The organism is uncultured Sphaerotilus sp. (assembly GCF_963924895.1).
GTDB lineage: Bacteria > Pseudomonadota > Gammaproteobacteria > Burkholderiales > Burkholderiaceae_C > Sphaerotilus.
The window spans coordinates 39,917-53,415 of record NZ_CAWURG010000024.1 but is presented as its reverse complement, the minus strand read 5'-3'; the positions used below and the strand labels follow the sequence as shown (position 1 = coordinate 53,415).

At 66.6% G+C, this 13,499-nt stretch carries 12 protein-coding genes; 4 read left to right on the top strand and 8 right to left on the bottom strand.

Going from position 1 to position 13,499, the window contains the following annotated elements; translation table 11 throughout:
• Positions 1–23 precede the first annotated feature (23 nt).
• The 4 genes from AABN02_RS10065 to AABN02_RS10050 all read right to left on the bottom strand — a co-directional run bounded on the left by AABN02_RS10065 (position 24) and on the right by AABN02_RS10050 (position 4,109).
• Positions 24–1,727, bottom strand: a complete 1,704-nt coding sequence (locus AABN02_RS10065; RefSeq protein WP_338414794.1) for an AIPR family protein — start codon at positions 1,725–1,727, stop codon at positions 24–26.
• A 14-nt stretch (positions 1,728–1,741) separates the two neighbouring features.
• On the bottom strand, positions 1,742–2,671 hold the full coding sequence (gene glyQ / locus AABN02_RS10060; RefSeq protein ID WP_338414793.1) for a glycine--tRNA ligase subunit alpha: 930 nt from the start codon (positions 2,669–2,671) through the stop codon (positions 1,742–1,744).
• Positions 2,672–2,734: 63 nt separating this feature from the next.
• On the bottom strand, positions 2,735–3,445 hold the full coding sequence (locus AABN02_RS10055) for a nucleotidyltransferase family protein (protein ID WP_338414792.1): 711 nt from the start codon (positions 3,443–3,445) through the stop codon (positions 2,735–2,737).
• A gap of 67 nt (positions 3,446–3,512) precedes the next feature.
• Complete coding sequence (locus tag AABN02_RS10050) at positions 3,513–4,109, bottom strand: hemerythrin domain-containing protein (protein WP_338414851.1); 597 nt, start codon at positions 4,107–4,109, stop codon at positions 3,513–3,515.
• A gap of 166 nt (positions 4,110–4,275) precedes the next feature.
• Here AABN02_RS10050 and tkt point away from each other — a divergent pair, with 166 nt between their 5' ends.
• Both tkt and gap read left to right on the top strand, forming a co-directional pair.
• Positions 4,276–6,327, top strand: coding sequence for a transketolase (tkt, locus tag AABN02_RS10045; protein WP_338414791.1), 2,052 nt, complete (start codon positions 4,276–4,278; stop codon positions 6,325–6,327).
• A gap of 112 nt (positions 6,328–6,439) precedes the next feature.
• The gene (gene gap / locus AABN02_RS10040) at positions 6,440–7,441 is read left to right on the top strand and encodes a type I glyceraldehyde-3-phosphate dehydrogenase (protein ID WP_338414790.1); all 1,002 of its coding nucleotides are present in this window, start codon (positions 6,440–6,442) and stop codon (positions 7,439–7,441) included.
• 78 nt (positions 7,442–7,519) lie between these two features.
• Here the strand turns inward: gap and AABN02_RS10035 are convergent, their stop codons facing one another.
• Genes AABN02_RS10035 through AABN02_RS10025 form a run of 3 tightly spaced genes read right to left on the bottom strand, consistent with a single transcriptional unit; the run spans position 7,520 to position 9,634 of the window.
• On the bottom strand, positions 7,520–8,305 hold the full coding sequence (locus AABN02_RS10035; RefSeq protein WP_338414789.1) for a hypothetical protein: 786 nt from the start codon (positions 8,303–8,305) through the stop codon (positions 7,520–7,522).
• Positions 8,299–9,087 (bottom strand): biotin--[acetyl-CoA-carboxylase] ligase, encoded by a 789-nt coding sequence (locus tag AABN02_RS10030; protein WP_338414788.1) that lies wholly within the window; start codon positions 9,085–9,087, stop codon positions 8,299–8,301. Before AABN02_RS10030 ends, AABN02_RS10035 begins: the two co-directional genes overlap by 7 nt.
• Positions 9,088–9,136: 49 nt before the next feature.
• Complete coding sequence (locus AABN02_RS10025) at positions 9,137–9,634, bottom strand: SET domain-containing protein-lysine N-methyltransferase (RefSeq protein ID WP_338414787.1); 498 nt, start codon at positions 9,632–9,634, stop codon at positions 9,137–9,139.
• Between the two features lie 140 nt (positions 9,635–9,774).
• On the opposite strand from AABN02_RS10025, the gene AABN02_RS10020 reads away from it, so the two are divergent.
• Positions 9,775–12,372 (top strand): DNA topoisomerase III, encoded by a 2,598-nt coding sequence (locus tag AABN02_RS10020; RefSeq protein ID WP_338414786.1) that lies wholly within the window; start codon positions 9,775–9,777, stop codon positions 12,370–12,372.
• A 28-nt stretch (positions 12,373–12,400) separates the two neighbouring features.
• Here AABN02_RS10020 and AABN02_RS10015 read toward each other — a convergent pair whose 3' ends face one another.
• Positions 12,401–12,940, bottom strand: a complete 540-nt coding sequence (locus AABN02_RS10015) for a PIN domain-containing protein (protein WP_338414785.1) — start codon at positions 12,938–12,940, stop codon at positions 12,401–12,403.
• A 309-nt stretch (positions 12,941–13,249) separates the two neighbouring features.
• On the opposite strand from AABN02_RS10015, the gene AABN02_RS10010 reads away from it, so the two are divergent.
• On the top strand, positions 13,250–13,489 hold the full coding sequence (locus AABN02_RS10010; protein WP_338414784.1) for a hypothetical protein: 240 nt from the start codon (positions 13,250–13,252) through the stop codon (positions 13,487–13,489).
• Positions 13,490–13,499 lie beyond the last annotated feature (10 nt).

Sequence of the window (13,499 nt, the reverse complement as noted above, 5' to 3'; positions counted from 1 at the left end):
CTGGTGCGCCGCTGCATGGGACATTATTTGCTGAGGCGTTGTCTCAGAGGGGCCTGATCGAGGATCTCGATGAGATCGCCTCGGCGGAAGGTGGCAGAAAGGCGTTGCAGCGACACGGAACCCTTGCCGTAGAGCTGGTTCAATGCTTGCTGAATGTCCTTCTGGGCAAAATCGGCGTAGCGTTCACCTTTCTCCAGCAGCATTGACTTCGCCTGACTGAAATTCTGGTGCGTGATTTGCTCCGGATTTTCTAGGCCCAGGTCTCGCAGCAGATATTGAGCTGAACGCATGGCAAGAAAACAGGACGCATATGCGATGAAATCGGGTGCGTCTGGCGCGGGTCTTTTACGGCGGTTTTCTGCCACGCGATAGACCAGCACGGCGATCACCAACTGCGCGCCTGAAAGTTTCGTCGAAAAAATACGGTCGTACAACTTGCCAAAGTGTTCGCGGGCTAAAAACTTCGCCTGATGGGGAAGCTTTCGCCAGACTGCCAGCACTGCTTCGGCGGCGACACTGCTGGTGATGTCCTCCGGGCGTGTCGGGCCATCGGTTCGTTTGCGCCGATAGGTGTACCCCAGTTCGGCAACCGAGAGGTCGAGGCGGCGCTGCACCGCATCATTGGCACGCAGGTCACGCAGATCGACTGGATTCTGGCTGTTGGTCGCATAGGTGACCTTGCTGACGAAGTCGGTGCGTTCGTCTTGCAATTCGTACAGTCGCAGCAGCACGAACGCTTGGTCGAGGTGGTCCTGGCTTGCCAGATCGAGGTCAGCCAGAACCCGCGCGATCGTGTTGGAGGTCTGCCCGCCGTTGATGATCTGCAGACCTTCGACCCGCACCTGATAATCTGTCCCTTGCAAGGCATTATAGGAAAACTTCGAGCAAGTCAGCGTGATGCCATTGTTGTAGAAATAAAAATGGCCGCGCTCTGCAGGATCAAGCAAGGTGGCGCGGATGCCTTCGTTGACCCGATTGCCACTCAGTCCGAGGTAACGCCGGATATTGCGTTCGAGCAGTTTTTCTCCGTGGCGCTGCACCAAGGCCGCCAGTTCCATCAATCCAATCTTTCCGACCAGAACGCGGCTGAAATCGAAATCCTCGACCAATGCTTTCCCTGACAGACGCAGGGTTTCATTGACGGGTTTGGTGGACTGCATGATGCCCACCAGTGTGTCATGGTTAACATGTTCCAGGGTGACCTGATCACCCAGATCGGCGCGCTGGAGATGGGCTTGTGCAAGGTCGGTCCACCGCTGGCCGTTGTTGCAGAGGATGACCCTGACACGGGGGAGCAATCCATCCCGGACACGGGAGCGGATATCTTCCACACGAACGGCAAGGCGTTTGTTGAGTGTGATCGCCGACGCTGGATCGAACAGGTAGCGTGCAGCAGTCAAGGCTTTCTGGACGCCGTCTTCCGGGAAATTGGCTTGGCCTTCCAGCTTGCGCTTGTATTTCCCTTGGAACAAGGTGACCAAGAATTCCCCATCCTGCTCCGGGCCGACATGAATGCCGTCAACACCGAAATCGTTGCCACCTTCCGTCAGTGCGTCCAATCCCTCATCCAGATCAAGATCAAGCAGCATTTGCATGACCAGCAGCACGAAGGCGGCCGACACAGCCTTCTCATCGGACAGCGTGCCCAAGCACTCCTGCAGCGATTGGCGCTGCTCGGTGGCCAGTTTGTTGACACGCTGGTCAATGATGGATGCGTTGAGGTTCATGCCAGTGTTGATTTTCAGGCTGGCGTGAGCTTGGTCAGGATCTCGTCCGCCCAGGCCTTGGGTGCCATCGGGAAGCCCAGGCGCTTGCGGCTATCGAGGTAGGCGGCGGCCACGGCGCGGGCGAGGTTGCGGATGCGGCCGATGTAGGCGGCGCGCTCGGTCACCGAGATGGCACCGCGGGCGTCCAGCAGGTTGAAGGTGTGCGCGGCCTTGAGCACCTGCTCGTAGGCGGGCAGGGCGAGCTGCTGCGCCATCAGGTGCTGCGCGTTGCCTTCGTGCGCGCCGAAGGCGTGCAGCAGGAACTCGACGTTGCTGTGCTCGAAGTTGTAGGTACTTTGTTCGACCTCGTTCTGGTGGAACACGTCGCCGTACTTCAGGTCGGCCGCGCCGTTGGTGCCCTTGGCGTAGACGAGGTCGTAGACGTTCTCGACGCCCTGCAGGTACATCGCCAGCCGCTCCAGCCCGTAGGTGATCTCGCCGGTGATGGGCTTGCAGTCGATGCCGCCGACCTGCTGGAAGTAGGTGAACTGCGTCACTTCCATGCCGTTCAGCCAGACTTCCCAGCCCAGGCCCCAGGCGCCGAGCGTGGGGTTCTCCCAGTCGTCCTCGACGAAGCGGATGTCGTTCTTCTTCAGGTCGAAGCCGAGTGCTTCCAGCGAGCCGAGGTACAGCTCCAGGATGTTGGCCGGCGCGGGCTTGAGCACGACCTGGTACTGGTAGTAGTGCTGCAGGCGGTTCGGGTTCTCGCCGTAGCGACCGTCCTTGGGGCGGCGGCTCGGCTGGACATAGGCGGCCTTCCAGGGCTCGGGGCCGAGGGCGCGCAGGAAGGTGGCGGTGTGGCTGGTGCCGGCGCCGACTTCCATGTCGTAGGGCTGCAGCAGCGCACAACCCTGGGCGTCCCAGTATTCCTGAAGGCGAAGAATGATTTGCTGGAAGGTCAGCATGGTGGTGGGCAGCTTGGAGGACGAGGGAGGGCGTGGAGGGCTTGGACTTGTTTGGCGTGAATTCTAGGCGCCAGGGTGGGGCTGGTCCTGCAGTGCGGCCAGCTGCGCCGGCGTGCCGACGTTTTCCCAGCGTCCGACACCCGCTTCCAGCCCGATCCGGCCCGCCGCGACGCCGTCGATCAGCAGCGGCCCGAGGGCTGCGCGCCGGCCGGCGGGCAGCCCCGCGCAGAGCGTCGGCCGCATCAGCGCGAAGTTGGCATAGGTGACCCGTTTGCCGGCGAGGTCGAAGTCGCCACGCAGGTGGTAGGGCGGGTTCGGCACGACCCAGAGCCGGGCGTCCTGGCCGCTGGCGAGGAAGTCGTCCACACGGGCCTGGTCGAAGCGGAAGTCCGGCGCCCAGATGTCGCCCGAGACGACCCAGAAGGCGTCGCGGCCGTCGGCGCAGAGCCAGTCCTGCACGGTGGCGATGCCGCCGGCGGTTTCCAGCGCGCCGCCGAAGTCGCGGCCTTCGTGCGAATAGCGGATGGCCAGACCGAAGCGCGATCCGTCGCCGAGTACGGCGGGGAAGCGGTCTTCGAGCCACGCGGTGTTGACAACGACCTCGCGCACGCCGCCGCGGGCGAGCGCCAGCAGGTGCCACTCGATCAGCGGCCGTCCGAAGACCGGCAGCAGCGGCTTCGGCGTGGTGTCGGTCAGCGGGCGCATGCGCTCGCCACGGCCCGCGGCGAGCACGATGGCGCGCGGCGGCAGGGAGGGGGGGGTGGAGGTATTCACGGGCTCCGGAGTGTAGAGCCCGCTGCGGCGTCCGGGGCCTGCGCCCGCGGGGTTGCCGCGCTGTCTGTCAGGCCGCGCCCCCCAGCCCGATGGGGGCCGGCGCGGTGCGCACGATGCGGCTGAAGAGCTGTTCGTATTCCGCCGACGGCGGGTGGCCGGTCAGCGGGTCGCGGTTGTCGCTGAAGGCCTCGTCGAGCACAGCCCAGTCCGCCGGCTCCAGCACCTGCTGCGCCAGCGGCAGCACGATCTCCTCTTCGAGCTGCATGTGCTTCAGGTAGAACGACAGGTAGCGCTCCGCCGCCTGCTCGAACCCGTCGCGGCGGCTCTCGCCCAGCATCTCCCAGGACAGCAGCGTGTGCTCCAGATCGCGGATCGCCCGTTCGCCGGCGCCGTGGTCGCGGTCGAGCTTGTCGAGGATCTCGGCGGCGCTGTCGCTGCGTTGGCGGATCAGCGGGAACAGCAGGTCGGTCTCCTTGCGGTGGTGCAGCCGCTCGGGGAATTCGTCGATGTAGAACAGCATTGCGCGCAGCACGTCGAAGCGCACGGGCGTGCCGTCCTGGCGGTGCTGGCGCAGCAAGAGGTGCAGCGAGCTGAGCATGGCGCCGAGCGCCTGGTGCTCCTCGCGGATGATGCGGATGGCGGTCGGGGTGGGCAGCGTGGACATGGGAAGCAACTCCTGGGCGGTGGCCGTGTCGGCCCGTTCCGGCAGCGTCGCAGCTTCGCGCCCGGCCGGGTTGACGGGAGTCAAGGGATGATTCAGCGGGCTGTCTGGCGCTGCCGTTTAAAATCCTCGATTCGCCCTCCCGACCACACCTACTCTGCTTGTGTCCATGGCCGCCACACCTGTTTCCCTTTCTTCCTCGATGGCCAACGCCATCCGCGCACTGGCCATGGACGCCGTGCAACAAGCCAACTCCGGCCACCCCGGCGCCCCGATGGGCATGGCCGACATCGGTGTGGCGCTGTGGAAGCGTCACCTCAAGCACAACCCGGCCAACCCGCAGTGGGCCGACCGCGACCGCTTCGTGCTGTCGAACGGCCACGGCTCGATGCTGGTCTACGCGCTGCTGCACCTGACGGGCTACGCGCTGTCGCTGGACGACCTGAAGGCCTTCCGCCAGATGCACAGCAAGACGCCGGGCCACCCGGAAGTCGGCGTGACGCCTGGCATCGAGACGACGACCGGTCCGCTCGGCCAAGGCATCACCAACGCCGTCGGCATGGCGCTGGCCGAGAAGCTGCTGGCGGCCGAGTTCAACATCGACGGCCACACCATCGTCGACCACCGCACCTACGCCTTCCTGGGCGACGGCTGCCTGATGGAGGGCATCAGCCACGAAGCCTGCGCGCTGGCCGGCGCCTGGAAGCTGAACAAGCTGATCGCGCTGTACGACGACAACGGCATCTCGATCGACGGCCAGGTCGCCCCCTGGTTCATCGACAACACGCCGCAGCGCTTCGCCGCCTACGGCTGGAACGTCATCGACGCCGTCAATGGCCATGACATCGACGCCGTGGACGCCGCCATCGCCCAGGCCAAGCTCAGCACCGACAAGCCGACGCTGATCGTCTGCAAGACCCACATCGGCAAGGGCTCGCCGAACCGCGCCAACACCTCCAAGGCCCACGGCGAGCCGCTCGGTGCCGCCGAGATCGCGCTGACCCGCGAAGCGCTGGGCTGGTCGGCCGAGCCCTTCACCATCCCCGCCGACATCGCTGCCGCGTGGGATTGCCGCGCCGCTGGTGCCGCGGCGCAAGCCGAGTGGGACGAGCGCTTCGAAGCCTATGTGCGTGCCTGCCCGACGCAGGCGGTCGAGTTCGAGCGCCGCATGATCGGCGACCTGCCGGATGCGTTCGCCGAGATCGCGGTCGACGCGGTCGGCGATGCCCATGACAAGGCCGAGACCGTCGCCAGCCGCAAGGCCAGCCAGCTCGCGCTGGAGCACTTCACCGCGCAGCTGCCCGAGATGCTGGGTGGCTCGGCCGACCTGACCGGCTCGAACCTGACCAACACGAAGAGCACGCCCGCGCTGCGCTTCGATGCGGCAGGCGCCCCGGTGCGCAACGCCGAAGGCCAGCTCGGCCGCCACATCAACTACGGCGTGCGCGAGTTCGGCATGGCCGCGATCATGAACGGCATCGCGCTGCACGGCGGCTACATCCCCTACGGCGGCACCTTCCTGACCTTCAGCGACTACAGCCGCAACGCCATCCGCATGGCCGCGCTGATGAAGCTGCGCGTGGTCCACGTCTTCACCCACGACTCCATCGGTCTGGGCGAAGACGGCCCGACCCACCAGTCGATCGAGCACGCCGCCAGCCTGCGCCTGATCCCGGGCCTGGATGTCTGGCGTCCGGCCGACACCTGCGAGACCACCGTGGCGTGGACGATGGCCCTGGCCAACCGCAACCGCCCGAGCGCGCTGCTGCTGTCGCGCCAGAACCTGCCCTACGCCCCGAAGGCCAGCGCCGACGCGATCACCAAGGGCGCCTACGTGCTGTCCGAGCCGAGCGACGTCGGCTTCAAGAAGGGCAAGAAGCCGGACGCCGTGATCGTGGCCACCGGCTCCGAAGTGCAGCTGGCGCTGGCCGCGCAGGCGGAACTCGCCAAGGACAAGATCGCGGTCCGCGTGGTCAGCATGCCCAGCACGACCGTGTTCGACCGCCAGAGCGTCGAGTACAAGTCCGACGTCCTGCCGCGCAAGGTGCCGCGCATCGCCGTCGAGATGGGCGTGACCGACTTCTGGTGGAAGTACGGCTGCGCAGCGGTCATCGGCATCGACACCTACGGCGAGTCGGCCCCGGCCGGTGTCCTGTTCAAGCATTTCGGCTTCACGACGGAGAACGTCGTCGCCACCGTGCGCAAAGTCCTCGGCGAATAAGGCCGGACGCGCGAAACTCGGGTGATTTGCTCGGGTTTTCGCGGGCTTTTTCAGGGCTCAGCTTCCCCGGTTCCCAGGTTTTCAGGTTTCCCATTCCCACTGGAGTTTTCCCATGACCATCAAGATTGGCATCAACGGCTTCGGCCGCATCGGTCGCATGGTGTTCCGCGCTGCGGTGCAGAACTTTGCTGACGACATCGAAATCGTCGGCATCAACGACCTGCTGGAGCCGGACTACCTGGCGTACATGCTCAAGTACGACTCGGTCCACGGCCGCTTCAAGGGTGAAGTCTCGGTCGACGGCACCAACCTGGTCGTCAACGGCAAGAAGATCCGCCTGACCGCGGTCAAGAATCCGGCCGAGTTGGCCTGGGGCGACGTCGGCGCCGACATCGTCATCGAGTCCACCGGCCTGTTCCTGACCAAGGAAACCGCCGAAGCCCACCTGAAGGCTGGCGCCAAGAAGGTGATCCTGTCGGCGCCGTCGAAGGACGACACCCCGATGTTCGTCTACGGCGTGAACGACAAGACCTACGCCGGCCAGGCCATCATCTCCAATGCGTCCTGCACGACGAACTGCCTGGCGCCGGTCGCCAAGGTGCTGAACGACACCTGGGGCATCAAGCGCGGCCTGATGACCACCGTGCACGCCGCCACTGCCACGCAGAAGACCGTGGACGGCCCGAGCAACAAGGACTGGCGCGGCGGCCGCGGCATCCTGGAAAACATCATCCCGTCGAGCACGGGTGCTGCCAAGGCCGTCGGCGTGGTGATCCCCGAGCTGAACAAGAAGCTGACCGGCATGGCCTTCCGCGTGCCGACGTCGGACGTCTCGGTCGTGGACCTGACGGTCGAACTGGACAAGCCGGCCACCTACGCCGAGATCTGCGCCGCCATGAAGGCCGCCAGCGAAGGCGCCATGAAGGGCGTGCTGGGCTACACCGAAGACAAGGTCGTCGCGACCGACTTCCGTGGCGAGCCGTGCACCTCGGTGTTCGACGCCGAAGCCGGTCTGGCCCTGGACAGCACCTTCGTGAAGGTGGTGTCCTGGTACGACAACGAGTGGGGCTACTCGAACAAGTGCCTGGAAATGGCGCGCGTCATCGCCAAGTGATCAGACAGGACCTGCGGGTCCGCTGATGCAGAAAGGCTCCGCGAGGAGCCTTTTTTCATGGGCACTGCGCCGCGAAACTCAGCGCTTGCAGGTCTCGAACAGGTGCCCGCTCAGCCGCGGCTTGAGGGCGGCGACGCGGTCCTGGATGTCCGCGTCGGCTTTCTGGATGCGCACGGTGTGCAGCGTCGTCGGCTTGACCAGCGGCACCACGCGCACGTACTTGACCTTCTGCGCCGTCAGGCGGGTCTGCAGGGCGCGGGCATCGGCCTCGACACCGTGGCGGCCGAAGATGAAGCCGGGGATGTACTCGTCCGGCAGGTCGTGGGCCTCCTCGAAGGCGATCTCCAGCTTGCGCAGCTGCTCGGCGCGCTTGTCCATGATGACGCGGCTCTTGTAGGGGCCGACGTAGACCATCCAGTTGCCCGGCTTCTCGCGGGTGATGAGCTGCCACGGGCCTTCGCCCAGCGTGTTGCGCAGCGCGCGCTCGGCCGTCCGCCATTCGACCGGCGTGAAGGGGCCGGCTTCGAGACAGACGGGTGGCGCCGGTGCGGGCGTGGGGACAGGCGCCGTGGCCATGTCTGCGGCGGCGCTGGCCGGGGCGGGTGGCTCGGAGGCCTCGGGTGCGGGCACCTGGCTCGTCACCGGCGGTGGCTCGGGCACCGCCGAGGCCGGCGCCGCCGCGCTGGAGGCCAGACCACGGGGCGGCACGACCCGCAGTGCCGCCGGATCGATCTGGGCGCTCAGGCGCTGCGGCTCGCGGTCACCGTCGGGCGACAGGCCGAGCACGTCGGTCAGCCAGCCCTGCGTCCAGCCGTAGAAAGCCAGATTGGCCAGCATCAGGATCACGACCAGCGCTCTCAGCATGGACGCACGCTCACTTCGCCGCTGTGGAGGGTGTGGAGGGCGCCGAGGGCATCGCGCACCTGCAGCGAGCCGTCTGCGGACAGGCCGCAGGCGAGGCCGGTGAGGGCGCCGGCCTGCACGCTGCGTCCGGTCAGCACGTCCCGCGCGGCATAGCGGGCGTGCAGGGTTGACAGGCCATCGGATTCGAAGGCCAGCACCGCGCGCAGCAGCGGCCCGGCCACCCGGTGCAGCACCTGCGGGGCGGTCAGCGCCGGCTCGAACTCCTGCAGGCAGGCGTAGCCGGTGCGGAAGGTGTCGGGGTCCTGCGGAGTCTCGGGCAGTGGGGCCATGTTCAGGCCGACGCCGATCACGACCCAGCGCTCGCCGGGGCGCAGGCCGGGTTCCGCCAGCGGCGCAACCTCGATCAGGATGCCGCCGAGCTTGCGGTCGTCGCCGCGCAGCCACAGGTCGTTGGGCCACTTCAGGCCGATGTGTTCGCCCAGGGCCTCGGCCAGCGCGAGACCGACCGCCAGCGACAGCCCGCTCCAGTCGGCCGGGGCCAGCTTCAGGCCGAGCGAGAAGGTCAGCGCCTGGCCCGCTTGCGACCACCAGACGCGGCCCAGGCGACCGCGACCGGCGGACTGGCGTTCGGCGACGAGCAGGCAGGGCGCGTCCAGGCCCTGGCGACCGCGATCGAGCAGCAGCGTGTTGGTGGAGCCGGTCTCGGCCAGCACCTCGACGCTCAGGCCGGGGGCCTGCGGTTCCAGGTCTTGCCAGAGCGTTTCGGCGTCCCAGTGCAGCATGGTGGTGGTCGTGGTGGTAGGGCGGGGCGGGGGGCGAAGGGGCGCTGGTTCAGCGCTTGGGGCCGAGCATCGTACCCCGGCAGTCTGCTGCACCGCAGCGACACGCGTAAGCTTTCTTCAGTTTCGCGGTGTAGCGTTCATCGATCACCAATCGGTAGTCGAAGAACAGCTCCTCTCCGGGAGCGATGTCGCGCAGGGCCTTGATGAAGATGCGGCCGTTGTCGTCCTCGGTTTCGCAGTTCGGTGCGCAGGCGTGGTTGATCCAGCGTGCCGAATTGCCGCGCACGCCGCCGTCGATCACATGCGTGTCATCGATGTGGAAGTAGAAGGTATGGTTCGGGTCGGACGGATCGTGCGGGTGGCGGCGCAGGGCCTCGTCCCACGGGATGACTTCGCCCTTGTATTCGATGATGATTTCGCCCGCTCGCAGCGGTACCTGTGCATAGACACCCTTGCCGTGGACCCCGGAGCGGCGCACCTGCAGACGGCGCTGTCCGGGTGACGGTGTCGGGCTGGGCGCGGTCGAATCTGGCAGCGGTGCAGACATGGCAGTGCGAGATTGGTTAGATTGGGGTGTGAGCGTGTGCGTGCCCGTGTGTGTGCGTGCACGCGTATAGCCTTGGATTGTAGGGAGCACCCTGACGCCGTGTCGGGTGCATGAGCAGCGTTCTGCAGAGTTCGAACATCATGAGCAAATCTCTCGTCATCGCCGAGAAGCCTTCCGTCGCGCAGGACATCGTCCGCGCGCTGACCCCGGTGTGCGGCAAGTTCGAGAAGCACGACGACCACTTCGAGAACGACCGTTACGTGGTCACCTCCGCCGTCGGCCACCTGGTGGAGATCAAGGCGCCGGAGGAATTCGACGTCAAGCGTGGCAAGTGGAGCTTCGCCAACCTGCCGGTGGTGCCGCCGCATTTCGATCTGGCGCCCATCGACAAGGCCAAGAGCCGCCTGAGCGCGGTCGTCAAGCTGGTCAAGCGCAAGGACATCACCGACCTGGTCAACGCCTGTGACGCGGGGCGCGAGGGCGAGCTGATCTTCCGGCTGATCGAGCAGTACGCGCTGGGTGCCAAGGTCGGCACGAAGCCCGTGCAGCGCCTGTGGCTGCAGAGCATGACGCCGCAGGCCATCCGCGACGGCTTCGGCAAGCTGCGCAGCGAGGCCGACATGCGCGGTCTGGCCGACGCCGCTCGCAGCCGCAGCGAAGCCGACTGGCTGATCGGCATCAACGGCACCCGCGCCATGACCGCGTTCAACTCGCGCGACGGCGGCTTCTTCCTGACCACGGTCGGGCGGGTGCAGACGCCCACGCTGTCGATCATGGTCGAGCGCGAGGAGAAGATCCGCAAGCACGTGGCACGCGATTACTGGGAAGTTCGTGCCGATTTCGGTGCAGATGCCGGCGTCTACGAAGGCAAGTGGTTCGACCCGAAATTCAAGAAGGACGACGACGCCGAGCGCCGCAGCGACCGCCTGTGGAACGCCGACGAGGCCAAGGCCATCGCCGACGCGGTGCGCGGCAAGTCCGGCACCGTGCGCGAGGAAGCCAAGCCGAGCACGCAGGCCAGCCCCTTGCTCTACGACCTGACCACGCTGCAGCGCGAGGCCAACTCGCGCTTCGGCTTCTCGGCCAAGACGACGCTGTCGATCGCGCAGGCGCTGTACGAGAAGCACAAGGTCCTGACCTACCCGCGGACCGACGCGCGCGCGCTGCCCGAGGACTATGTCGACGTCGCCAAGCAGACGCTGGACATGATCGCCAGCGAAGACCTGCCCGGCCCGCTGCAGGACCTCGCCACCCACGCCCGCAAGGCGCTGAAAGAGGGCTACGTCAAGCCGACCAAGCGCATCTTCGACAACTCGAAGATCTCGGACCACTTCGCCATCATCCCGACGCTGCAGGCCCCCAAGAGCCTGAGCGAGATCGAGGCCAAGCTGTACGACCTGGTGGTCAAGCGTTTCATCGCGGTGTTCTACCCGTCGGCCGAGTTCATGGTCACGACCCGCATCACGCAGGTGACCGCGGCCGGTAAAGACCACCAGTTCCAGACCAATGGCAAGGTGCTGGTCAACCCGGGCTGGCTGGCGGTCTACGGCAAGGAAGCCGCCGGCGAGGACGCCAACCTCGTGGCCGTGAAGCCGGGCGAGATCGTCACCGCCGATGAGCTGAAGATCGCCGCGCTGCGCACCAAGCCGCCGGCGCGCTACAACGAATCGACGCTGCTCAGCGCGATGGAAGGCGCCGGCAAGCTCATCGACGACGAGGAGTTCAAGGCGGCGATGCAGGAAAAGGGTCTGGGCACGCCGGCCACGCGCGCGGCCACGATCGAAGGGCTGATCACCGAAAAGTACCTGCTGCGCGATGGCCGCGACCTCGTGCCGACCGCCAAGGCGTTCCAGCTCATGACGCTGTTGCGGGGTCTGGAGGTGGAAGACCTGACCACGCCGGAGCTGACCGGCCAGTGGGAGCACCAGCTCAACCTGATGGAGAAGGGCCAGCTCAGCCGCGCCGACTTCATGCAGGGCATCGCCGACATGGCCCGCCGTGTCGTCACCAAGGCCAAGGAATACGACCGCGACACCATCCCCGGCGACTACGCGACGCTGAAGGCGCCCTGTCCGAACTGCGGCGGCGTGGTCAAGGAGAACTACCGCCGCTTCGCCTGCATCGGCGCGGACGCGCAGGCCGAAGGCCAGGGCGCCGGCTGCGGCTTCTCGATCGGCAAGATCCCTGGTGGTCGCAGCTTCGAGCTGCACGAGGCCGAGGTGTTCCTGACCGAGCACCGCATCGGGCCGCTGGAAGGCTTCCGCTCCAAGGCGGGCTGGCCCTTCACCGCCGAGCTGAAGCTGGTGCGCGACGAGGAAGCCGGCAACTGGAAGCTCGAATTCGACTTCGGCGACGACGCCAAGAAGGAAGCCGAGGAGTCCGAGGCGGTCGATTTCACGGGTCAATCGTCGCTGGGCCGCTGCCCGAAGTGCGGCAGTGCGGTGCACGAACACGGTACGAACTACGTCTGCGAGCACGCGGTCGGCACGGCGTCCACCTGCGATTTCAAGACCGGCAAGGTCATCCTGCAGCAGCCGGTGACCCCGGAGCAGGTGACGCTGCTGCTGGCGACCGGCAAGACCGCGCTGCTCGACGGCTTCGTCTCGAACAAGACCAAGCGCAAGTTCAAGGCCTTCCTCGTCTACGACAAGAAGGAAGGCAAGGTGGTGTTCGAGTTCGAGCCGCGCGCCGCCAAGGTGCCGGCGAAGAAGGCCGCCGCGAAGAAGGCGCCCGTCTGATCCTGCGGTGACGTTGCGCAGAGCAGCGTCACCGCCGACGCACCGCGACCCGCAATGGAGCGGGCTCGATCACCGAGTCCCGCAGCCGGTCCAGGAAGGGCTCCAGCGGCAGGACCGCAAACGGCAGATCCCGGCTGGCGTTGAGCAGCGCAGCGTCGGAGGTGACCAGCACATGCGCCTTGCCCGCCATCGCGAGCTGCACGAACGGCAGGCTGCACGGAATGTCCTGACCCGGGCTGGCCGCTTCGGGCACGCGCACCCTCAGCACGTAGGGCAGGTATTCCCCCAGCATCCTGGAGACCTCCTGGGCCGAAAATCCGAACCGCGCGTCGGTCAGTGTGCGCTGCAGATCCAGCAGCGTGCTCTTGCACACCATCGGGCGGCAGAAGCCGGACCGCCAGGCGCGCCGCAACCGTGCAGAAGGCGCGCCGCCGAACACGAGGGCCGACGTGACCAGCGCCGAGTCGATCACCACCCGTGGCGGACGGCCCGTGTCGGCAGAAGCGTCCCAGCTGCCGTGGCGTGGCGGCATGTCCATCGGGGTCTGGCAGTCGTGGTCGGCGGTCATGGTGGCGGTGAGGAGCGAGTCCGTGTGCGGGGTGCGTGTGCATGATCCTGCGCCGTGGACCTGGGTGACCATCCGCAGGCCGACAGGAAGCGCGGGTTCATGAGAAGTTGCGCGCCGCAGGCTGTGGCGGGTGGTCTGGCAGGACCACTGTCCGGAGATGCCCGGGGTGGTCACCGCCCGGTATCTCTGACAGGATCGGCTGATCGGGGCTCGGTCTGCCCGAGCCGGCAAGGATGTTGCCTCTGAGGAGCTGGACAATGGCTTTGGATGTTTCCACCGCAATGGACTGGACGCTGTTCCTGGTGCCGCATGCCAAGACGCAGTGCGCGGCCTGAGTTCGAGGGCCTCGGCATGCTGCGCGCCCTGCTCACCCAACGGCTGTGGGCCGTCTTCGTGGGCGGCTGGGCCCTGCTGAATTTCCCGCTGCTGACCCTGTGGGGGGGCGATGTGCGCGTGGGCGGGTTGCCGCTGCTGCCCGTGGCGCTGTTCCTGATCTGGGCGGGGCTGATCGGGCTGGTGGCGTGGCTGGTCGAGCGCCAGCCCGACTAGCGCGGTCACG